At 53.1% G+C, this 23596-nt stretch carries 16 protein-coding genes and 2 pseudogenes; 5 read left to right on the plus strand and 13 right to left on the minus strand.

The window, feature by feature from the left end; genetic code table 11:
• Positions 1–89: 89 nt before the first annotated feature.
• From KRAC_RS08720 to polA, 9 genes and pseudogenes are all read right to left on the minus strand, one after another.
• On the minus strand, positions 90–2225 hold the full coding sequence (locus KRAC_RS08720) for an amylo-alpha-1,6-glucosidase (RefSeq protein WP_007906134.1): 2136 nt from the start codon (positions 2223–2225) through the stop codon (positions 90–92).
• A gap of 154 nt (positions 2226–2379) precedes the next feature.
• Positions 2380–2502 (minus strand): hypothetical protein, encoded by a 123-nt coding sequence (locus KRAC_RS78180; protein WP_007906136.1) that lies wholly within the window; start codon positions 2500–2502, stop codon positions 2380–2382.
• Positions 2495–4291, minus strand: coding sequence for a group II intron reverse transcriptase/maturase (gene ltrA, locus KRAC_RS08725; protein ID WP_007906138.1), 1797 nt, complete (start codon positions 4289–4291; stop codon positions 2495–2497). The genes KRAC_RS78180 and ltrA overlap by 8 nt, the downstream gene beginning before the upstream one ends.
• 582 nt (positions 4292–4873) lie before the next feature.
• On the minus strand, positions 4874–5575 hold the full coding sequence (locus KRAC_RS08730) for a hypothetical protein (protein ID WP_007906140.1): 702 nt from the start codon (positions 5573–5575) through the stop codon (positions 4874–4876).
• 116 nt (positions 5576–5691) lie between these two features.
• Positions 5692–6480: pseudogene (locus tag KRAC_RS08735) on the minus strand (RNA-guided endonuclease InsQ/TnpB family protein); the annotation flags it as partial.
• Positions 6481–7792: 1312 nt separating this feature from the next.
• Positions 7793–8167 (minus strand): annotated as a pseudogene (locus tag KRAC_RS08745) (helix-turn-helix domain-containing protein); the annotation flags it as partial.
• Positions 8139–8777, minus strand: coding sequence for an IS607 family transposase (locus KRAC_RS08750; RefSeq protein ID WP_007906146.1), 639 nt, complete (start codon positions 8775–8777; stop codon positions 8139–8141). The pseudogene KRAC_RS08745 and the gene KRAC_RS08750, both read right to left, overlap by 29 nt.
• Positions 8778–9073: 296 nt before the next feature.
• Positions 9074–10243, minus strand: coding sequence for an LL-diaminopimelate aminotransferase (locus tag KRAC_RS08755; protein ID WP_007906148.1), 1170 nt, complete (start codon positions 10241–10243; stop codon positions 9074–9076).
• A 35-nt stretch (positions 10244–10278) separates the two neighbouring features.
• A complete protein-coding gene (polA, locus tag KRAC_RS61115; RefSeq protein WP_007906150.1) occupies positions 10279–13404 on the minus strand; it encodes a DNA polymerase I in 3126 nt (1041 codons plus the stop codon).
• A gap of 489 nt (positions 13405–13893) precedes the next feature.
• Between polA and KRAC_RS65595 the strand changes: the two genes are divergently transcribed.
• The 3 genes from KRAC_RS65595 to KRAC_RS08775 all read left to right on the plus strand — a co-directional run bounded on the left by KRAC_RS65595 (position 13894) and on the right by KRAC_RS08775 (position 16741).
• Entirely contained in the window at positions 13894–14097 is a 204-nt protein-coding gene (locus tag KRAC_RS65595; protein ID WP_007906152.1) for a helix-turn-helix domain-containing protein, read from the plus strand.
• A 320-nt stretch (positions 14098–14417) separates the two neighbouring features.
• Positions 14418–15404 (plus strand): NAD-dependent epimerase/dehydratase family protein, encoded by a 987-nt coding sequence (locus KRAC_RS08770; RefSeq protein ID WP_007906155.1) that lies wholly within the window; start codon positions 14418–14420, stop codon positions 15402–15404.
• Between the two features lie 242 nt (positions 15405–15646).
• Positions 15647–16741 carry a threonine aldolase family protein gene (locus KRAC_RS08775; RefSeq protein ID WP_007906157.1) on the plus strand — a complete coding sequence of 365 codons (1095 nt, stop codon included), beginning with the start codon at positions 15647–15649 and terminating at the stop codon, positions 16739–16741.
• A 162-nt stretch (positions 16742–16903) separates the two neighbouring features.
• Here the strand turns inward: KRAC_RS08775 and KRAC_RS08780 are convergent, their stop codons facing one another.
• The 4 genes from KRAC_RS08780 to KRAC_RS08795 form a co-directional block, all read right to left on the minus strand.
• Entirely contained in the window at positions 16904–17389 is a 486-nt protein-coding gene (locus KRAC_RS08780) for an aminoacyl-tRNA deacylase (RefSeq protein WP_007906159.1), read from the minus strand.
• Positions 17390–17485: 96 nt separating this feature from the next.
• A complete protein-coding gene (locus KRAC_RS08785; RefSeq protein WP_007906161.1) occupies positions 17486–19984 on the minus strand; it encodes a mannose-1-phosphate guanyltransferase in 2499 nt (832 codons plus the stop codon).
• A gap of 178 nt (positions 19985–20162) precedes the next feature.
• Entirely contained in the window at positions 20163–20348 is a 186-nt protein-coding gene (locus KRAC_RS08790) for a hypothetical protein (RefSeq protein ID WP_007906167.1), read from the minus strand.
• A gap of 405 nt (positions 20349–20753) precedes the next feature.
• Positions 20754–20996 carry a DUF433 domain-containing protein gene (locus tag KRAC_RS08795; protein ID WP_007906169.1) on the minus strand — a complete coding sequence of 81 codons (243 nt, stop codon included), beginning with the start codon at positions 20994–20996 and terminating at the stop codon, positions 20754–20756.
• Between the two features lie 769 nt (positions 20997–21765).
• Here KRAC_RS08795 and KRAC_RS08800 point away from each other — a divergent pair.
• Together KRAC_RS08800 and KRAC_RS08805 are read left to right on the plus strand one after the other, a co-directional pair.
• Positions 21766–22692, plus strand: coding sequence for a biotin--[acetyl-CoA-carboxylase] ligase (locus KRAC_RS08800; RefSeq protein ID WP_007906171.1), 927 nt, complete (start codon positions 21766–21768; stop codon positions 22690–22692).
• 49 nt (positions 22693–22741) lie between these two features.
• Positions 22742–23206, plus strand: coding sequence for a GreA/GreB family elongation factor (locus KRAC_RS08805; RefSeq protein WP_007906173.1), 465 nt, complete (start codon positions 22742–22744; stop codon positions 23204–23206).
• Positions 23207–23596 lie beyond the last annotated feature (390 nt).

Below are 23596 nucleotides of genomic sequence, written 5' to 3' on the forward strand. Positions count from 1 at the left end.
ACGATATCTACACTATAAACTGGAGACATTAGAAGAACATGAAAAGCCAGGAGCCTCCTGCCAGAAGTCCCTGTCCGGGAAGTCCCGGGCTACTTTTCTTGCAAGAGTAGCCAGCAACGCAAGAACTCCGCCACGCTCCAGGCCTGGGCCACACACCCGCCCACGACATAGGGTGGTTCTGGTTCAGCTACCTCACTAATGGTCCCTAGACAATTCTGCCAGAGTTGGTCCAGAGCAGTCAAGAGCAAGCTACGCAACTGGTCTCGATCCTTATGCACACGAAAATGCACATCGATAAAGGGACCAAGCAACCACTGCCAGACAGTTCCCTGGTGGTATGCGCTATCACGCTGCCAGCGATTTCCGCTAAAGTGCTGATGATACGCGGGATCGGTTGGACTGAGCGAGCGTAGCCCCAAAGGGGTAAGCAAATGCTGCTCAACTTGCTGCAAGATGCTGGCGCATTGCGCCCCCGAAAGCAGGTCCCGGCAGAGGGAGACCGCGAATAACTGATTGGGGCGAAGCGAAGCATCCGTCTGGCCCGCGTTCCCATCAACATCGACCACGTCGTAGAGATAGCCACCCTCTGCATACCAGAAACGCCTGGCAAAATGCTGTCGCACCAGGGTACGCAATTGACTATAGTGCGAGGCATCCGTCGAGAGGCGCACGGCCCAGGCCTCCATCTTCGTTAAGGTGGCATACCAGAGCGCGTTTATCTCTACTGGCTTGCCTCGTCGCGGCGTGACGACCCAACCATCAACCTTCGCGTCCATCCAGGTGAGCTGAACCCCGTCCGTTCCTCCATGCAGGAGACCATCTATCGCATCCATCCCAATATTGAAGAGCGTTCCCTGCTCATGGTGGACAATAATCTCTTGAAGTACTGGGAAAAGCTCCTTGAGGAGTGACCAGTCATCGGTGGCTTGTAGGTACAACCCAAGCGCGTGAAACATCCAGAGGGTGGCATCCATGGTATTGTACGCGGGGTGCTCGCCTTGATCGGGGAAACTATTGGGGATCAAGCCCTCATGTGTGTAGGAGGCAAAGGCCTTGAGCAATCCACGAGCCTCGCTATACCGACCGGTTGCCAGCAACAAGCCAGGCAGTGAAATCATGCTATCGCGTCCCCAATCTGTAAACCAGGGGTAGCCCGCGATGATCGTCTTGCGATCTGGAGCGAGGCGCAATGGTTGGCGGGAGACCTTTGCCTGCGCATAATTTGGGCGCGCAACAATAAACTGATCGGCGGCCACAACCAGACGCGCCCGCACTGGATCGCGCTCTTCCAGGTTATCCACGGTGCGCTCAGCCACGGAGAGAAGCTGGCGCACACGGCGCTGGTGGCGAACCAGCGCCGCCGTGACCAGTTCTTCATGGCGTGGTCCGCCCAAGTCAGAGGGAAGATTCTGCTCGGCACTCAGGACAAAGGTAACGCGCATACCCGTCGTAATGGGCATGCGGAAAATTCCTGGCTGATATACATCTTCCTGATCCAGCATACCACGCTCGCTCTCCCGCCGATGCAACACACGCCAGTACCAGAGGCCCGTGGGAGAGAAAAATGCCGAAGGGCCCGCGACCAGGTGATAGACTGGCGCCTCATTATAGGCACGAATACGACAGCGATTATGCTGGCTATCCACAATAAAATGCCAATCGTCGGAGCCTTGCGTCGAAGCGTGATAGTCACGCGAGAGACAAAACGGCACCAGTGTCAGCGTCAGGCTCTCATCAGCTATCTCACTGCCCGCTCCTTCAAGGGTGTACTGAATGTAGGTTGTATTCTGCCCATACTCCATCCAGACACGCTTGACCAGTTCCAACTGCTCCGTGAGACGATAACGGAAACAAGGAACATCTCCATCCAGCACCACTTCTTGCAAATACTGATACCCTTGAGGATCAACCACCTTGTCGTGATACTCGTTAACGCCTAGTTTGAGCACCTCGCCGCCTGGCAATGTGATCTCTTCATCGACCTTGCTTACAAAAACAGTGCGCGCCACGGGCGGCTGAAGCGCAGCCACGAGCAAACCATGATAGCTGCGGGTCGTTGCGCCGCAAATCGAACCGGCTGCGTACCCTCCCAGACCATTAGTCACCAACCACTCATGATTAAGCGCCTGCTGTACATCACCACAAATATCGTGCCCAACACGCAGATGCCATGCATCTGGTCCCTGCTGTTGAGAAGCCTCAACAGATTTATGATCCAGAATCATTAGTCAACGCTCCTTACTTACCCACAAGCGTGTATGTGTGTACTCTCCCTATGGTATTGATATATAGCGCGAATAAACAAAAAGCATATAGAAATATATAGCATGTAATACAAGTTGCTCGAGTAAAGTGAAATTTTTTGCATCCTATGGAAGTTTAGCACGCTTCAAACCGCAACGTCCAGCAACATACACGATCCAACTGGCGCGAGGTGTATCGGTTCTCATGCACGAGGCGTTGCTGCTGCTTGGCCCGGTGTTTGTTGTTAAAACTAAGCATGAGTGTCACCACTCCTACTCGTCTTCAAAACCGTGCTTGACAGTTTCCCGTCACACGGCTCCTCAGTAACATGGCCTTTGTCGTAGGTACCGTTGGCCTTTTTCGAGTGGCGCTCGTCGTGGCAATGACGATGGAGAGCGAACTTGTTGCTCAATTCCTCTCCGCCTCCTTCACTTTTCGGGGTAATGTGATCGATCTCTATGAGGTCTTCATCTTTGAAGTACAGTCCACACCAACGGCATTTTCCCTCTTGCTTCTGTAAAAGTTTTGCTTTAACTCCGTTAAGAAGCGGGTGTTTCTTGAGTCGCTGGCTCCAGTAAAGAAGATTTCCGTCATATGGGCTGGCAGTTCCTTTCACTTTTACATGACGCCGGATGTATGTTTGTTGGTGGTTTCGTAGTTGTAGGTCGGGGGTTCGGAAGATCCATCCCTTTCCTTCATCCACTTTCCAATACTTTTGCATAATCCAGTGTCGATTTTTGTTTGGGTGCCTGCGATTCGCCCATCTTTCCAATTGTCGAAAAAGTACCATGTCGCAGTGCTTGAATGCCCTTCTTGCACAGATGCTTCGGTAGTAGTTTGCCCATCCGTAAATGACCGGGTTCAACTCTTTAATGAGCTTTTCCTGTTTCATGCTCCGGTGCTCTGCTACCAGACGATGCGTTTCTTTCACATGGTGCGCAATCGCTTCCTTACTGGGTCTGATGAGTGTCTTGAAGCCAAGTGGTTGACCATTAGGCCGCTTTCCGATGTGTGTTTTCCCCATCGGATACTGGCGTATGGTGAAACCAAGGAAATCAAATCCCGTTTTTCCCTGATATTCCATCAAGGTGTGCGTGATCCGTGTCTTGCTCGGCTTGAGTTCTAGTCCAATGCGCTGTAACCATTCCGAAAGGATTTCTTTTGCTTTTTCGACGCCTTCGAGCTTGGGATGGAAAACCACCAGATCATCGGCGTAGCGGACAAATTTGGGTCGTCCCTCCTTCCACCGGTAGGCCGCTATCAAGTCCGTTTCCATACCATGAAGCGCGATATTCATAAGTAATGGTGAGATGACTCCCCCCTGCGGGGTTCCTTTCCGGGTCTCGTCAAATATGCCATTATCAATGATTCCCGCTTTGAGCCAAGCTTTCACAAGCAGCCTTACTGCGGGATAGGTGTCGAGTTTGGCGAGAAGTGCCTGATGATCAATATGATCAAATGCTCCTTTAATATCGGCATCCAGGACATACTTTGCCTGTGTGCAGATATTGGTGTGAATGGTTTGAATTGCATCATGACAGGAACGTCCAGGGCGGAAACCAAAGCTATTGGGTTCAAATTTGGCTTCCCATTGTGGCTCTAAAGCGAACTTTACGAGGCACTGGTGCGAGCGATCTCGCATGATGGGAATCCCCAAGGGTCTTTTCTCATCCTTTCCAGGCTTGGGAATATAGATCCTTCGCACTGGTTGGGGTTTGTATTGAGACCATTGCTTGGGGTGGATTTGTTCAGCCAGAGTGAAACGCTGGGCCGGTTTGACTGATTTTACTCCGTCAATGCCTGCTGTGCGTTTTCCCTGGTTGTCTTGGGTCACTCGTCGAACCGCTAAAAGCCTTGTCGCTCTGGATTTCATCAGAAGTTTCTGTAGTTTGTGGACTGCTCTTGTGTTGCCACGGCTCTCGGCTTTGAAGATGCGCTTTTGTAGGCGGTAAACATGCTGCTCGAGCTTGCGCCAGGGCAGCTTGTTCCAACTTTCACTCTCAGGGTCAGGTGGTAGCTTGATCTTGGGTGCCTTCGTTTTCACCATACTACTCGTTTCTCTTCATTCCATGTTACCGTGCCTACGTCAGCATATCCTGGGCATTACCCCAGGCATTGGCTTTTTAGGCAATCCTTCTCGGAGGCAGCTTGCGGATGGTTTCCTGCTCATCGTATCGACCTCCAATGAGAGCGTACCTTCGAGTTACTCCGTTCCGATTATCTGTTTTGCGCTGCCGTAGGTTTGTGCTATCCACCGGGTACGCTAGTGAGTGAGGCAGGGTATCACTACACTACCCTTTCACTTTCTCCATTGTTTCGCAGATTGGTACCTTACCTTTTGGTCAAGTCTATCAGCCTGTTTGACTTGTTCAACCTAACGATGGTTCCGTTGCACATTCGCGTTATTCATTCTGTTGAATGAACTGCTAACTATAGCCGCCTGACTCGGAGATGGGTCTGCTTCAGACTAGCAGTTTCCTCTCCTGGATACCCGCTTTACGGATTGAGGACCAGTCGCTACCGTAGGGCATCGTCTTTCCGTGCTCACTTCACAGGTGAGGAATTGCACCTCACGTCAGATAATCAGTTATCAAGACATTGATCAATGTCTTGCCAGCCTTCCCCTTACTTATCCAGCAAGTTTCGGCTGAACGGATCGCACGTAGCACTGATTGAGGCTTTTGAGGGGTTTGCCACTCACCAGACGAGGCACAAAACCAGGTTTGTCGCTGGTGATGGCTGCGAGCACATTGACACCCACATCTACGGCTACTCGAAGCTGTGAGGTGACCGCAGCCGGTTGGATCTCCTGCTCATAGACGACCTCCAGCATGTAGCCGTCAGCGCGTGGAACGATGCGAACCTGCGCAATGGCCTCCCAGGTGATTTGAGTCGCGATCTCGATGGGAAGTCCTGATGGGACCAGCTTGCCCGTGCGCTTGAATACCCTCTTGCCCAGGGCTTTTTTCTCGTAGATGAGCAGGAAACGGCCCTTGGTCTTGTCTTGATAGCCAGGGATCTTGGGGCGTCCCGTGATGGCGGAGGGATCTTCGCGGTAGGCCTCCATTACGCGCAAAAAAGCTGCCCCAATTGTGGTGAAGTTGAATGAGGATGGCATTGCTGACTTTCGAGGCAGGGCACAATAGGCCTCATGGTGTTTCAAGCGATGGAAGATGGCAGCGTAGGGCAGGTAGGTTCCCTCGTGAATGAAGGCTTGCCGGATCTGGTAATTGGCCTGGTTATAGAGGTTCTTGGAGGCAAAGGCCGCCCGATCAATGACGGCAAAGCGTGCATCCTGATGACGAATGAGATGTCGTTCGACCAACTGCACCTTGTACCTCCCCTGCTCCAATTAATGTAGTAAAACGTATGCAAGCATCGCTCTGCTACACCTTTTGTTGTTCCTGTTTCATCCATAGGAGCCTCAAGGCCGGAGCCTTTTTGGTCTTACCCCGCGTCCACAGGCAAGTTTACGCCATCGTCCGAGCCAGTACCGGTGGCGACTTGATCAATGAGCCCGATCAAGCGGAGGGCTTCCTGCAAGATATTGAGAGAGGCGTTATAATCTCGATCCTGCTCAAATTGAGCGTAGGCGCAGTCCGTGTTCTGACAGAGGAACACTCGGTCAGAGAGCTCCATGTCTTCCCACTTCCACCCGCAACCGTGGCACGTCTTACTGGAAGCAAAGAAGCGGTCTACCTTGATTACCTGCCCGCCTCGCTGCGCTATTTTGCTCGTCAACAGCGAGAGCAGTTTGCCTAAAGCCGCATCTGAGAAGGAACGAGCAAGCGTGCGGTTCTTGAGCAATCCTTTGAGATTGAGGTCCTCAATGCCAATCATCCCGTAACCGTTTGCGAGACGGATGGTCAGCTTGTGAAGCACATCATCTCGCAGGCAGGTGATGCGATAGTGTAGCCGTGCCACCTGTCTGCGCGCTTTCTCTCGATTTTTGCTGCCGGGTTTGCGACGGTGCAGCCGTTTGTTGGCCTGACGCAGCTTTGAGAGCGCCGTTTTGAGGAAGGCTTGGTTCTCGACTCCCTCTCCCGTACTCAAGGTGGCCAATCGGTTGAGTCCGACATCGATACCAACAGCGGCTGGTTTCTTCTGCGGAGCAGCAGCAGGCATTTCGACCTGGATGGACACAAACCACCAATCTGCCGTTTTCGTGATGCGTGCGCCGGTCACCTTGCCGGTGAAACGCAGGTTCTCGGCCATATTCACCCAGCCGAGCTTGGGGTTGGGTAGGCCGCGGGCGAGGTATTGCCTTGTGGCAGCCCTTTTCCCTCGGCCCCCCACCGAACCGGACATGCCCGTTTCCGTAGCATCCGGCTCTCCAGCTTCTGGGAGTTTTCAGGTTTGGCTCTTCGCATTTCGCGTCCCTTGCCTTTCCGCTCCCATATAACCTGTTGCCCTTCCCCATGTCTCGGACATTACTCCAAGCCTTTGAGGTAGGGTAAGAGGCCAAGTCCCGATTACTCGGGAGCATCAACCCCTCCCCTCCGAACTTAACGTGCACCCTTTCGATGCATGAAGCTCTCCAGAGGCCCGTGTCTTTTCAACACCGCTCCCATAGCGGTCTTATGACACATCCATGTCAACCGCCACTTTTGAGTCTGGCCTCCTGCGACCCTTTGTCTCCCACATGGGGAAACTCCTATGGCCGCTCCGTTACCCTGCTCCTTACGGAGTTTAGGCAATCCCTCAGTTCCATCAAATGTCTCAGTCTGTACGTAGGTGCCCATTTCGTCATTTCCCTCTCCGTGAGGGCTGGCTCCAACGAGAGCTTGCAGAGAAAATAGTACCGTTCCCCTGCACGTTGGACACAGGCGATTATCCCGTTCCTGTGGGCTGCCGCATTTCCGCCGTGACTTGGATTCAGCCAATCAAGACTTCACCATATACAGCTTCACTTGACTTCCCTCTGGCTCCTGGGACTGGAGCTTCACCAGCATTTTGCACGACATGCTATTTTCCCCTCACGCCTTTCGGGTGAAGGTGTCCCCGCTCTCGTAAGAGAGCGAGTAAGTCGCTGTGTTACTCACCTTGCTCTAGTGAGCTTACCCCGACGGGTAAGAGAGACATTTGTGACACAAAGGCGCACTACTATGGCAACTCCGTCGCCATGAGACTCGCGTCTTTTAGGCGATCCCGCTTTTGCGCAAAGAGAACGTTGAGTGTGTTTAGGTGCCCGTTTGTTTCCTATCGGGTTCATTACCCGCTGCTCACTGGAGAGAGTGTTTCCATCATCTGGATCCCCTATGATGTATTCTCAGTGTCATCCCTTTGGGCATGGTGGGATGGATGCGCATTTCATCGCACGGAAACGTAGGTTCAACAATTGGCCAGTTTCGCCTCTCCCCCTAGCGGGGCTTCATGCACACAGGACTTGCGAGACTCTATCATACATGCCTTCTGATATTTCTCGCTTTATGAGCATGCTACAGTCGCCTTTGGGTTTCCCCTCCGGGTTAGCTCTTGTCCTAGAGGTTTTCACTCTCGACCTCTCCTGTCTGTGACAGGTATTACTCTCTGCACTGACACGGCGCACTATCCACATACGGTGATCTCCCAACTCGAATTGATCGTTGGCAAGGTAGAAGCTCGGTTTGCTGCGCTTCTTGCTCTTGAAGCGAGGGCGACGAGCCTTGCCTTCGAAGAAGGCGGTAAACGCCTTCCCCAAATCGAGGAAGGACTGATCGGAGGCATTCTTCGTGACCTCCCAGGTCCAGGGGAAGTGTTCTCGCCTGATCGTATTGAACTGCTTCTTGAGCTTCAACGCCGTTGGTTTCTCCCCAGCTTCATATTGCCGATTCCACTCGGCCAGCGCCCAATTCCAGACGAACCGTGCTGTTCCCGCGGCTTTGGCAAAATACCCTTGTTGCTCTTGTGTGGGGTTAAGGCGTACCTTGTGGGCCTTGATCATCCCTGATCTCCTTTCCCAGAGCAGCCGCCCGAAGCGCGTTTTTGTGGGAACGTAAGCCGGGTAAGCGCGCTGAGAACGCGGTGACCATGGCAAGCAAATCGCTTACCAGTTCTTCTTCAGGGGAAAAGGACTCGCCACCCAGAACCGTGATCTGGGTTCCATGACGTTGACAGAGCGCTTCAAACCAGTCGTAGCCAAAGCGGACAAAGCGGTCCTGGGAGGCGATAATCAGACGGCGAACCTGCCCGAGTTCGATGCGCTCAACGACGTGATTGAAGCCTTTGCGTTGGTAGTCGAGTGCAGACCCAATATCCTCCACCCATTCATCGACGTTCACCCCATGTTCCAGGCAGTAGGCACGAAGCGCCTCCTTCTGGAAAGCGAGGTCTTTCCTTTGGGAGGGGGAGGACACACGAGCATACGCCAGCACGTTCCCTTGCTTGGAGGAGATCAGCCCGCGATACTGTAAATATTGCTCATGGGTATAGTAGCGCCGATTGGTGGGGCTACGAAACGCGGGCAAAATCCCCTTGCGATCCCATTTCTGCAAGGTGTTGACCGATTTTCCAATCAGTTTTCCAAATTGTTTTGGCGAATATGTATGCTCCATATATACATTTTAACACATCTTTGTCCCTTTTTCAATACTATTAAATTCTCTTTCCAACAACACGTCCTTCGAGCCGACGAGCCTCTCTCATTGCTTGAGAGAAGAACATTCTTTCTAACGAAACTCTACCAGAGACCTCTCCAGTTGTCAATATCTCGAATGATTTCTTGGAAACGTTTTTAACACCAATATTATGCAGCCTTCATGAAAAAAGAGAAATAGATTTGGAGTGTGCGTAGCCCTGGCAGCCACAGGCTGCCAGGGCTACGCACACTCCAAATCTAAAAACGCTTGCACTATGAGGAAAAAGCCCGCTGGATGCGCTCCAGGGCCAGTTGGATACGCTCCTCGGGGGCGGTCAGCGAGATACGTACATAGCCTTCGCCCGAGGGACCAAAATTCGTCCCAGGTGTCAGGAATACGCCTGCCTTCTCAAAGAGCCAGTCCGCAAATTGTTTCGAGGTAAAGCCCTGAGGCACACTCGCCCAGACATACAGGCCCGCTTGATTGAGTGGGGCACGCAAACCAAGCGCATTCCACCCCTGCACCAGCGCATCGCGACGCCGCTTATAAATGACGTTGCGCTCCAGAATCCAGTCTTCGGGCAGGTTTAACGCTTCAATAGCAGCGTACTGGACGGGACGGAAGATGCCGCTATCCACGTTACTTTTCAAGCGCGCCACCGCATCTACCAGCGTTGGGTTACCGACCATCATGCCTATACGAAAACCAGCCATGTTATAGGTCTTGCTGAGGGAGTGCAGCTCGACCGTGACCTCTTTGGCACCCGGAATTTCGAGCAGGCTGAGCGGGCGCTCGTGGTTGTCATAATAGACCTCGGCATAGGCCATATCATGTACAATGGCCAGGTTATGCTGGCGCGCGAAGGCTACTGCCTGCTCAAAGAATGAACGTGGGGCACTGGCGGCGGTTGGATTATTAGGATAGTTCAGCCAGAGCAGCCTCGCCTTCGCCAGGACATCGCTCGGGATACTCTGCAAGTCTGGGAGAAAACCATTTTCCTCCCGCAGAGGCAGCAGATATGTCTGCGCGCCGACGCTCGCGCTCGCCGAGATATACACGGGATAGTAGGGATCGGGGGCGAGTGCGATATCACCAGCGTTAAGCACACAGGAGGCGGCATAGACCAGGCCCTCTTTCGAGCCGATCAGGGGCATAATCTCCTTCTGCGGCTCCAGTTCCACGCCAAAGCGACGCTGGAACCAGTTGGCGATGGCCTCGTGTAGCTCCTGCATACCCCGATACTCGGGATAGCGATGGTTCTCCGCCACGCGCATCTCGGCACAAAGGCGCTCAACGACCTGGGGAGGAGCCGGGAGGTCAGGATCGCCTACCGAGAGATTGACGACATCCACGCCCTGCGCGGTCTTCTCCGCGATACGACGCTTTGCATCAGCAAAGTGAAACGGCGGCAAGTTTTCAATAAGATGAGATAGCTGTACCAAAATGTACTCCTCGTAGGATGGATCTTTTCTCTCTGTTATACCACAGGTTCGGCGGCAAACCAGTTCTTTCCAGACTTCATATCTACTTTTATCGGCACCTTCTGAGGCACCAATAACGCTCCAATCCCTTCCATAACCGCCTTCACGATCCGCTTCGCGCGCTCCAACTCCTCGACGGGCACCTCAAAGACAAGCTCGTCATGCACCTGCAAGATCATACGTGTCTTCATGCCATTTTGCAGGAAGGCATGCTGCAAGCGCAACATGGCAACCTTAATCAGGTCGGCGTTCGACCCCTGTATAGGCATGTTGACTGCCTCACGCTCCAGCGCCTGGCGCTCGACATGCGAGAGCACACGCATATCCGGGATAAAACGCTTGCGCCCAAAGCAGGTATTGACATACCCCTGCCGGCGCGCCTGCTCCAGCGTACTCTCCACGTAGACCTTGATATTGGGGAAGGTCTCATGATAGCGCTTAATAAAGTCAGCCGCATCGCCGGGACGCATCCCCGTTACCTGGGAGAGACCATAGGCCGACTGCCCATAGAGCACGGCATACACCACCGTTTTCGCCAGACGCCGCTGATCTCGGGTCACCTCCTCCACTGGCACACTAAAGAGGGAGGCCGCAGTAATGGTATGAATGTCCTCGCCCTGGTTAAAGGCCTCCACCAACCGGGGCTCATTTGTAATGTTAGCCAGAATGCGCAGTTCGATCTGCGAATAGTCAGCTGTCAGCAGGACATAGCTGGGATCCGCAATAAAGGCGCGCCGAATCTGGCGGCCAAGCTCAGTACGCACGGGAATATTTTGCAGGTTTGGATTACTGGAGGAGAGGCGCCCACTGGAGGCAATCGTCTGGTTGAACGAGGTATAGACACGCCCCGTCTGGCGATCCATCAGGGTCTGCAAACCATCAATGTAGGTCGACTTGAGCTTGCTGAGCTGGCGGTACTCCAGCAATGAATCAATAGCAGGGTGCATGCCACGCAAGTTCTCGATCACGTCCGCGCTCACAGAATAGCCAGTCTTGGTCTTCTTTCCCGCGGGCAGCTTCAATTCGACAAAGAGCACTTCGCCCAGTTGCTTAGGCGAGTTGACGTTAAAGTGATGTCCCACTGCATCATAGATGGTCTGCTCAGCCTTCCGTAGTTGCTCATTTAGCTGTTCGCCAAACTCGTGCAAAAACTCGGCATCAAGCGCGACACCATAGAGTTCCATCTGCATCAGCACCTTGATCAAAGGCATCTCAAGACGATAGAACAGATCGAGCAAATTATGCTTTTGCAGATCTTTATGCAAGGGAACAACCAGGCGCAAAGTCATATCGGCATCGCTACCCGCGTAGTCAGCGGCACGGCGAATGGGAACCTGCGCCATACTAATTATCTTACTGCCACTGCCGATCAGCTCCGTGATGGGTGTCATGAGAATGCTCAGGCGTTGAAAGGCTTGTTCTTTCAGGCCCAGACCACGGCGTCCAGGCTCAATCAGGTAGGCGGCGAGCATGCTATCAAAGCTGAGTCCCTCCACCTGGATGCCGTAACGCAGCATGACGGCTATATCATACTTCGCGTTATGCATGTACTTGCCAATGCTTGCATCTTCAAAGATGGGCTTGAGCTGCACTAGAACATGCGACAACGGCAACTGAGTTCCTGGTTCCTGCCCATCGACGGTGGTGGTATGCCCAACGGGAATATAGTACGCCTCGCCAGGGGCCATCGCAAACGACAGGCCAACCAGGTCGGCCTTGCGCTGATCCTCAGAGGTTGTCTCAGTATCAAAGGCAAAGTGGCCCGCGTCACGCAAACTCTTCACCAGTACATCTAACCCTTCCTCAGAGTTAATGATCATGGTGCTCGTCGGCGACTGCACATTGCTTTCTTCAAAGAAGAGCGAGGTCTCGACCAATGCAGGTCCTGGTAGGCGCAACTTGCGCGCAACCTCCGCACGCGGCTCTGGCGTATCGAAGAGGCTTAACTGCATGGGGCCATCCTGCTGCTCCTCCTGAGTCTCAGGAAGTGCTCTTGGCTCTGTCGCAACCCTGGCTTCCCCCGTAGAGGCAGGCGCTGTGGCTACATACTCGGGAGCTACCTCCTCACGCCCCGGTGGTTGCGGCAGAGGCAAGATGGGGACGATACCCAGCGGTGGTGCTAAAAGCAGGCGCTCACGCTCATCTCCAGCAGTGGACTCACTGGCGGAGCGCGCATCCAGCTCTTCAAGCGGCTGAAGCCTCGAATCACCCTCAGAGGTCACACTGACGCCTAGCTGACGGAAGAGCGCGAAGACGCGCTCAACCTGGTTGCGAAACTCAAGTTGGCGAAAGAGGGTTAAGATACGCTCGCTGTCCACATGCGTCATGCGGCACGCTTCAAGGTCCAGAGAGACGGGCGCATCGAGCACGATGGTCGCCAGAAACTTGCTCTGGCGCCCCTGCTCCTCGCCCTCCTGCAATAATTTCTGCTCCTTGGGCTTCAGCTCACTGGCATGGGCGAGAATATTTTCCAGGTTGCCATACTCAACAATCAAGCGCGTAGCCGTCTTGGCGCCGATTCCCGCCACACCTGGAATATTATCTGACTTGTCACCAACCAGGCCCTTATAGTCGATCAACTGGTGAGGAGCGAAGCCATAACGCGCCTGGACTTCCTTCTCATCGTACTCCACGACTTCAGAAATACCGCGCTTGGCAACCTTCACTAACACCTGTTCATTGACCAGTTGCAGAGTATCCATATCCCCGGTGTAGATAATGGTATCAACTCCCTGCGCCTTCGCCTGCACGGAGAGGGTTCCCAGCACATCGTCGGCCTCATAGCCATCTTTTTCGTAGATCTCAATGCCAAAGGCCTGCACCACCTCACGAATACGCGAAAATTGAGGGCGCATATTATCGGGGAGCGTTGGCCGATGCGCCTTATACGGTGCGTATTGCTCATGCCGAAACGTCGGCGTCGGACGGTCAAAGGTCACCGCTATATAGTCTGGTCGCTCCTCCAATAATGCCTTCATCAGCATCGAGGTGAAGCCAAAGGTCGCATTGACTGGCTCGCCGCTACTCGTGGAAAGATCTTCAGGCACCGCGTGAAAGGCGCGGTGAATAATGGCGTGGCCATCGATCAGTACGAGCTTCTTTCGCTTGTTTGCTTGTGTCATCTTGAGGACCCCAACTCTCTCAACATCGTTTGTTGCCTCTCTAACTATTCTTTCTTACAGGCGCGAAACTGGAAAGAGCCGTTTTTGTTTTGTGCCATATATTCGCGCCAAACCAGCCAAACAAGCCAGCTTCTAGGGGATAGAGACTTTTGAAGCAGGCCCGGCATACTTCTTATGGTGCCAGTGTGCTACTGCTGTATTTTACTGGGTTTGCGCCAATATGTATAGTATAGTTAGCTGGCAGGCAGTGTTGTATGTAGTTTCGTTGCGTCGTCAGTTACGCAAGGAGAGAGACAGACAACTTGAAAACAATAGAGTACCATGCTAGGACTCTTACAGCAACTGTCAGTGCAGCGATGTTTGACAGCCCTTGATGGTAATACCCACCATCAGCCTCCTGGCGGAGGGCTTGAGGAAAACAAAGGCGTTTTTCAGAAAAGTAGTGCACTCGCTGAAGGAGCGCGCCAGATTAACATAGGAGATGGCATAATGGTAGAAGACGCAAGAGAAGAGCTGTTGACCGTTCGCGAAGTAGCTCGCCGCCTGCGTGTAGACGACACAACAGTGCGCCGTTGGATCAAGAGTGGAGCGTTAGAAGCGATCACCCTGCCCCATCGTGGGAAACGCCAGGCATACCGCATCAAGAAATCAACGCTCGATCAACTGCTTAACAGCTCAGTGCCTATCGAGTAATGTCGTTAGTACGTCATCGCATTTAATCCACACATTTACCCATGCCGAACAACACGCAACGGAGGCATAGTTGATGCCTCCGTTCTTCTTTTTTCTCCCACATTACCTCAACAAGATCAACCCGCCTTTCGCCGCTCTCTATCCACAATGTAATTTTTCTCCATACCAATCGACCAGTGATAGATCCATTTTAAGAGCACCTATTGAATTTAGTCTATACATACAAGGGATACACTGAATACAGGGAGAGCGTTATCATACCAACGCTACAAGTGGTAGGCAATACTTCAATGTCTCAGGAGGAGAAGGGATCTTTTTCTATGAAAATTGCAATCACGGGTGGAGCAGGATTTTTAGGTAGCCATCTTACAACAGCATATCTTGATGCTGGACATGATGTTATTGTCATTGATAATCTTAACAATGGTTCAGTAAACGCGGTTGACCCGCGCGCCCGCTTTTATCAAATAGATATTCGCGACGAAAAACTCCGCGCTATTTTAGCGAACGAGCGCCCCGATGTGGTCAGTCATCACGTCAATCAACATCTGTATGAAGTGCCACTGGCACAATCGCTTCTGGACGCAGATACCCACATTCGCGGGCTGCTGCATGTGCTCGACAGCTGTGTGAATGCCTCTGTACGCAAGTTTATCTTCGCCTCGGGCGGCAATACGCTCTATGGACCAGTCGGCGAGGAGCACCTCCCGCTCAGCGAGGAGACCCCGCTACAACCACGCCAACCCGCCGATATTAGCCGGGCCGCGGGAGAATGGTATGTTCGTTACTATGGCCAGCAGCACGGCTTAACTCACACCATTCTCCGCTACGCCGATGTCTATGGCGGCAATGGGAAAGTCAATAATCCACACCCGCTCAATTATTTCCTGCATATGCTCAGTGAGGGACGGCGCCCCATCATTCGCGGCACAGGAGAGAGCATGCACGACCACATCGCTATTGATGACGTCATGCAGGCGAATCTGCAAGTCCTGACGCGCGGCAATAACCAGACGCTGCACATCAGTCGTGGTGAAGGCTATACCCTCAAACAGTTATACCTGCTGGCCGCCCAGGCCCTCGGTAGTGATATCGAGCCAGTCTACATCTCAGGCGCACTGGCCGAGGATTCCGCCATCGTACTTGATAACACGCGCGCTCGCCAGGTCCTTGACTGGCAGCCCAGAGTCTCACTCCAGGAGGGCATTACGCACCTCCTACGCGTACAGCAGCAGGCCCAGGACTCATTAAACCAGCAACCTCAATTCGCGCAAGTCAGCAGACACTCCTCTCTGGCACATGTTTAAGGCGACATCCTCTCTTGCAGAGAAGTGGCAAAAGGCAGGTGACCCAACACTGGGCCGTCTGCCTTTTTCAACTCCACACTTTTGAGGCTACTAGCCACTTCGATCTATTTCTCCACCTTTTCTTGACTCCTAAGCATCGCCAGTGTGATATATATTTAAAATAGAAATCAAAAATATAGATACGGTAAAAATTCTGTAAGACGAACAGATATATAAGCTATTCAGGAGCCACACATAACCTCATGGACACGCCTATTACTATAGACCTTTACAGCGACACCGTGACGAAACCCACGCCTGAGATGCGTCGCTATATGTGCGAGGCCGAGGTAGGCGATGAGCAATTGGGAGAAGATCCCACGGTTCATCGCTTGCAGGACATGGTCGCGCAGCTTCTTGGCAAGGAGGCGGCCCTCTACCTCCCCTCTGGTACCATGTGCAACCAGGCAGCCTATGCCGTTCACTGCCAGCCCGGCGACGAGATCCTGATGGATAAGACCGCCCATCCCCTGCACTTTGAGAGTGGCGGCCCCACCCCCCTGAAAGGCATTCTTGTTCGCCCCCTGGAGGGTGAGCGCGGCGTCTTTAGCGCGCAACAACTGGAGGAGGGGCTGCGCAAACAAGATCGCTATAATCCACGCAGCCGCCTCATCTCCGTCGAGCAGACGGCGAACCTCGGCGGCGGCCGTTGCTGGCCGCTCGAAACCATCCGCGAGGTCTGCGAGAGCGCACACCAGCATGGGTTAGCAACGCATATGGATGGCGCCCGCCTGCTCAACGCGGTTGTGGCCACTGGCATTCCCGCCCATGAATACGCACGCGCATTTGATAGCCTCTGGATCGACCTGAGCAAGGGACTGGGTGCCCCTGTAGGCGGTGTGCTGGCTGGCTCCCACGAGTTCATCAACGAGGCATGGCGCTATAAGCAACTCTTTGGAGGGGCTATGCGCCAGGCGGGAATCATCGCGGCCGCGGGTGTCTATGCTCTAGAACACCATGTCGAGCGCCTGGCAGAGGACCACCAGAACGCCCAGCGCCTGGCGCGTGGCCTGGCGAAACTGCCCAGGCTCTTCTTAAATCCCAAAGAGGTCGAGACCAATATTGTGCTCTTCGATGTGACTGAGACAGGGCTTGACGCGGCCCAGTTTGTGGCACTGGTCAAACAGGAGGTGGGCATTCGCTTTAGCGCCATGGGTCCCATGCTAGTACGCGCCGTCACGCACCTGGGCATTACCGAGCAGGATATCGACGAGACCATTCAAGCGGTCGGGCGCCTCGTCCGTGGCAAGATACTGGCCTACACTGGCACCACAGGCTCGCACACCGGAGCCTATTAGAATGCGAGCATGGCCCAACGCTGCTCAAGCACGCGTCTACATATAATGATACGAGATGCTCCATGCTATGATATGTAAGCGCGTACTTGAGCAGCGCCGCGCCGGTCACGACGCCCAGCATACCATCATATGTAGGCACGTGCTTGAGCAGCGCCGCGCCGTTTACTGCGTGGCATTGAGCCATTGTGCACCAGTGACCTGGAGCAGGTCCGCGACGCGGAGTTGTAGATCAACTCCGCGCTGCCCACCACTGACAAGAATTTCCTCAAACGCCTGTGCGCTACGATCAAGATAGACCGGAAACGGCTTTTGCAGTAGAGCCAGGGCCGAGATACCCCCAACCTTCAGACCCGTCAGTTTCTCGGCCTGCATATGGCTGGCCATGCGCACCCCCTTGAGGTCCAGTTCTCGTGCCACCAGGCGTAGGTCAACCTCGCAATTGGCTGGCACCATGAGCAGGAATGGGCGCCCCAGTAAGTCGTCTTCGCGCAGCAATACCAGCGTCTTAAATACTTGCTCAGGCGGCAGGCCCAGCGTTTGCGCCACCTGCTGGGCGTCTCGAATGCTGTCATCGAAGGTATGTACAGTGTAAGCAACTTTTTTTGCGTCCAGGGCACGCATCGCCTGGGTACGAACTCCCTTTGCCATTGCCTGCGAAACTCCTTGCATAAAAACAGAAGGAGCCATTCTCCCCTGAAGCGGTAGAACAGCCCCTCATGATAACCTCTGCCAAAACCTGTATGGCTACTGCTGAAGACCAGTGACGACCCGCGCATATTTTTCCGCCAGGGCCTGAGCCTGCTCAGATGAGACCGACTCGGCAACAACATGGAAGAGGGGGTTATCCGCGTCCGGCAAGACCAGGACCCACTCACTTCCCAGGTCGATCTTAATGCCATCAATGGGCTTGGCGCGGCGCTCACGATACTGCTCGCTCAAGATACGCATGACCTTGCCCTTATGCTCCCAGGGACAGGTGACGTGCGTCGTGCTCATGTAGTACGACGGCAGATCATCTACGACCTCGGAGAGGCGCATATCAAAGGTGGAGAGCAGTTCGAGCAGCTTGGCAATCGCCAGCATACCATCAAAGGCAGGCTGAAGCGCAGGGAAGACAAATCCGCCCCGGCCATCACCAACCATCACCACACCCTCACGGCTGGCCGCCGTCATCAAAGCGTGTGAGAGCACCTTGGTGTGCTGAATGTAGCCATCATAACGCTTGGCAATATGCTGCAAGGCGCTGGGTGCCGTCACAGGTACGGCAACCGTTCCACCGCGATGTGCGCGCAGGTAGAGACTGGCCATCACCGCCAGCATCTTCATCCCATCCAGCACGCGACCGCGATCATCGACGAGCGAGATACGCTCACCACCCGCGTCAATACGAATGCCCATGTCCGTGTTCAGGGCCGAGGTTACAGCAGCCAGACGCTGCATACTACGTCCCTCGTCATCCACGGGACCGGTGCTCGAATCATCGGTGGTGGTATTGAGCACGATTACTTCACAGCCCAGTTTATTGAAAATCTGGGGCAAGAGTTGTATAGTGCTACTATGCGCGTAATCCACCACGAGCTGGAATTTGCGCTTGCGTACAGCCTCGTAATCCACAATACTATTAAAGCCCTCAAGGTAGCGGCCAGTGACCTCGGCATTGCTGAGAACCTCAATAGCGCCGATTTCGTCCAGGTAGACACGGCGATAGTCCTCGCGGAAGAAGAGATTCTCAATCTTGCGCTCGGTCGTCTTATTGATATCGAGGCCATTCTGATCGAAAAGCTTGATATCTACTGCGCGTGGATCATAGGGTGAGACCCGAACGTGAACACCGCCAACCGCATCGGTGTTGCGAATAAAGTAGCGCGCCACTGGCAAAGGAACCTGGTTGATATCATTGACATCGACACCCGCCGAGGGAAGGCCCGCATTGATGCCGCGCTTGATCATACGCGAAGTACGGTGATCGTCCCGGTTGAGGCCAACGGCTGAACCGCGAGGCAGGGTCGCGCCATAGGCCGCGCCAAGGCGAGTCGCGAACTCAGGCGTAATATCGATATTGACCAACCCGGTCACACCATGGCGGCTAAAGAGGCTACGGCGCCCCTGTGATCCCCAGATAATACTGGTATTGATCACCGCCCCGGCCTCAATCTCTTTATCCGGCCAGATCTTTACATTTGGCTGAATAATCGCGCCTTCCTGAATGCTTGAGTTGTCGCCGATGACCGACCCCTCAAACATGACAGCCTTCCCTTTGACGCTGGTCGAGGAACCAACAATGGCGCCACGCAGTTCAGAGCGCTCACCAATGTAGGAATTGTTCCAGACGATGCTGCGATCCACCTGGGCGCGCTCATCAATGATGGAATAATGCCCAATTGTGCTTGGACCATGAATAATAGCCCCTGGCTTCACCTTACACTCATGAGCCAGGTAGATTGGTCCATAGAGCTGGGCATCGGAAGCGATCTCGACCCCCTCCTCACACCAGATATTGCCGCCAATATTTTTCGCGGGAATATCGATGTCAACCAGGCCTTGCAAGGCTTCCGCGTTCGCGCGCATATATTCGCTCAGGTTACCGACATCGCACCAGTAGCCCTTGGGGGCAACGTATCCATAAATGGGATCGCCCTGCTTGAGCATCATGGGGAAGAGTTCCTGGCTAAAGTCAAACTGCTTATTCTTCTCGAAGTAGGTGAAAATCTTGGGGTCGAGCACATAGATGCCCGTATTGATTGTATCGCTAAAGACCTCGCCCCAACTTGGCTTCTCCAGAAACTGGGTAATGTGCCCGTCCTCATTGGTAATGATGACACCGTATTCAAGGGGATTGTGCACATGCGCAAGCAGGAGCGTTGCCAGAGACTTTTTCTCGTTGTGGTACTTAATGACTTCCGCCAGGTCGTAATCAGTCAAGGCATCGCCACTGATCACCAGAAACGGCTCTGTTAACTGGTCCTCGGCGTTCTTCACACTACCAGCGGTTCCCAGCGGCTCATTCTCACGCGAATAGGTGATGCGCATACCAAACTGAGAACCGTTTCCAAAGTAGTCTTCTATATTGCTCGCCAGATACTGAACAGTAACAACGACCTCGGTAATACCATGACGCTTCAACAGATTCAGAATATGCTCCATTACTGGTTTCCCAGCAATCGGTACCATAGGCTTGGGACGTTGAATCGTCAATGGTCGTAGCCTCGATCCTTCTCCCCCGGCCATTACAACCGCTTTCATAGAGGCCTCCCTTGCCAAAGGCAACTCTCCCGGTTGCCTTCACAGACCAACAAAAAAAGTTTAACGTTATTCAATTTAAAGAAGAAATTATGAAGGAAGGACGGCGTAGCATAGCCACGCCGTCCCATCTGCTCCGCTCTTTTTATTGTACAACATGCCTAAAACTCGTCGCAAGTTGTTACCAATCACTCAAACGCCCGTGTTCCACTAACCAGCGTACAAAACGGTGATGATTTGTTTCTTCAATTAGTATCTGCTCTTCATACTTTTCCTGCAATTGAATCAACTTTAATGATTCATCCAATGTAAAACCCTCATCCAGGAGGGCATCAACCAGCAGATCGACATATTGCTGTTGTTTCATCCGCAAGTCCTCCTTTTGCAACTCGTCTAACTACCTGTAGTTCGGGGATATGTGCTACTAGTTAACACCGTGACGTCGCAAGAAACGGAGACAGACAGATCTAAACCAGCAGACAATCGGTGTCTTCGACAGGCCCCTTTGCCTTCCCATGCAGGCACACAACGCGTACAACCCTGTTGGTATCCAGGGACTATAAGCTACTCTCTTTGAGAGATGTGCCTGACGCAGACAATGAACATGGATAAGTAAACGATGTGGAAGATCGAGCGATGTAGCGTTGCCCCTCCCCTTGTAACAGGCCCCCTACCATTTTTACGCTACTATACAGAGTATAGTGTATAACATAGAAGTGGCGCACGCAAATATGTGAACGGGTACAGGCTATCACGGCCCTTCATCTGTCCACTATTCGCCATGTGAAATGTAGTGCCGAATCTCTTCTTCGTGATCATAAAAATAACTGATGGCGTCATAGACCTGGGCCAGGCTCAAATGCTGACTATCAGCGATCTCCTCTGGATCCTGTCCACTTTGAAACAGCAGAATGACATGGCGAACGGTTGTGCGTGTTCCCTCAATAATTGGCTCGCCGGCATAAATGGCGGTATTGCGTATAATATATGGATGCGTGGTACGCTCAATGGTCATAACTCATCCTTTCTCGATGCCGCGGTGCCATTCCTTCTCAGCATACCACAGCACCTACTATACTCATCCGCTCAAGATCTTATTCCGAAACCCAACGTCACTCGTGCCTGCCCCCGAATGGGGGTGACTAGCGCTTCCCCATTCGGGGACAAGCGCGCTCAGGCTTTCGGAGAAGTAGTAAGTTAAAATCTTGTAAAGAAAAGCCCGGTTGAATTCACGAAAAATTCACATCAGGATGCCGCTACTAAACGTACTTCTCATGCCGACTCAGCCAATCAAGCTCATCCTCGTTATGAGTGAGTTTTCAGAAAAATCTTGACAGCGCTTAAAATCCTCTGGTACAATACCTTCCATTGAAGGGTGGTGGGTGTAATTCACTAGCAAATCGACTGGCTATATGACCGTTCACGGTCCACACCCCCTCCCAGGGAAAGAGGCATCGCCAATGAGCATTCCTCTTTTTTCGAGCGTATATGAGAAATGGGTTGTGAGCAACCACTGGCAGGAATGAACGACATTTCTACCTACCTGCCCCATCTCCTGCTAGCGCAGAGGCACCTTCGTGTCGCGCCTGGTTTACCTTCATTTGAAGGTAGGGGGATCTCAGACCCTCGCATTGTAGGATGACACCCTATAGTTGTTACCCCGGCCCGTCTCGTCAAGAGACATGGAACAGCTCAGTCGATAGAAGCGGGCTTGTCGAATAACCCACAAGGTTATGTCAACACAAAGGTAGATAGGTAGATAGAGAGAAGCGGACGCGGAAACTTTGGAAAGACAACAAGCACACGCCGTTTTTGATCGCCTCAATCTCGAGGCACTGCAAGGGCTGTTAGAGACTCACAACTTCGGCAAAGGCGATCACATAATCTATATACCCGTTATTGATTCAACCAATACAAGGGCAATGCAATTTGCCCGTGAAGGGATAGCAGAAGGCACAGTAGTTCTCACGGAACAACAAACTGCTGGCAGAGGTCGCCTCGGTCGTAGCTGGGTAGATGTCGAGGGATGTAATATTCTCTCCTCTACCATACTCCGCCCGCACTTTCCACCCTACTTGCTCATGATGCTGGCCCCCCTGGCGCTGGTTGAAGCGATTCAGGCTACCTGCAACATACAAGCTACCATCAAATGGCCAAACGATGTTCTGATTGGCGACCAAAAAGTTGCTGGCATTCTCATCGAGACCAGCCATGATCAATCTGGTCACCTGGTTGCCGTCATCGGGATAGGTGTCAATGTGAAGGGTCACATCGATCCCATTGCACACCTGATAGATGTCCATCGTGAACAGAGCGCAAGCTCCGTTCAAAACGCTCAGGAGAGCGAGCAGCCAGCCGGCAAGACAGTTGCGCGAGCGACCACACTGGAAGAGGCATGTGGTTACCCGGTGAGCCGAGAACGGCTCATTGCGGCCATGCTTCACGCTATTGAGCGCTACTATCTCCCCCTTCAAGAGGAGAGAGATACCGTGGGCTCTCAACTGTCTATGGCTCAACTGCTACGCGAGACCTGGCGTAGCCAGTTGTCAACCCTGGGACGTACCATAACGGTACGCCAGGGAGATCGTACCCTCAGCGGCGTTGCTGAGGACGTGGATGACGGGGGAGCTCTGTTGCTTCGCAGTCATTCGGGTGAACTTGTCAGCATTAGCTGGGGAGATGTAGGATATACACTTCCAGATGAGTGCTGATACCTGGTTAAGGGAGTTCCTTAACCGTAGACATGAGGGGAAAAAAAAGATGGAGACACAGGACGTATTCCTCACAAATGATGGTCTACAGCGTGCCTTGAGCCAGCTGGACAATTTGCGCACCGAGGGCCGTGCAAAGGTTGCACAGTACCTTCACGATGCCAAGGAATCTGGCGATGTCATTGACAATGCGGCTTATGATGATGCCAAAAAAGAGCAGGCGCTGCTGGAATCACGCATCCTGGAGCTAGAACACCTGGTCACCAGGGCCAAGCTCATCAACAATGCACGCACCGATGAAGTCTCCCTCGGCTCAATCGTCCATCTGAGATCGAGTGAAGGACGCGATTACTGCTATACCATCGTCGGCGCCTTTGAAGCCAGTCCCAGTGCCGGGCGTATTTCTAACGAGTCGCCCGTCGGAAGAGCATTGCTCGGGCACAAGGCCGGCGATCATGTCATCGTCTCAACGCCAGGCGGGGTCAAAGAGTACACGATTTCGCGCATTGAATAAAGCTTCACGCGCCACCCCAACCATCATACGATTAATAAACCCAGATCAGCCCCGGTGATCCCCTAAAAACAATTGCTCATCCCTTGATGGCTCGTACAACGTTTCCATACGAGCCATCAAGGGATTTTTTATGGTTTTCCCATTCTCAGGAAACTCTTCGCGCCTGCGGCGCTCAGGGTAGTGTGTGCGCGTGAAAAACGGCTTTGCCGTTTTTCACGCGCACACACTACTCGAAGGATGGCGCAGCGAGCCAGGGCAAACGTCAAATGAGATTTAGAAAACGCCGTTTTTCTGCTGCCACTGTTCAGTGGCAGCAAACAATGTTACAATACTCGGGACTTAGCACCTCGAGCTATTCATGCCTCACTCCACACATCGACCTCATCCTCA

Origin of the sequence: Ktedonobacter racemifer DSM 44963, assembly GCF_000178855.1 — a bacterium.
GTDB classification, from domain to species: domain Bacteria; phylum Chloroflexota; class Ktedonobacteria; order Ktedonobacterales; family Ktedonobacteraceae; genus Ktedonobacter; species Ktedonobacter racemifer.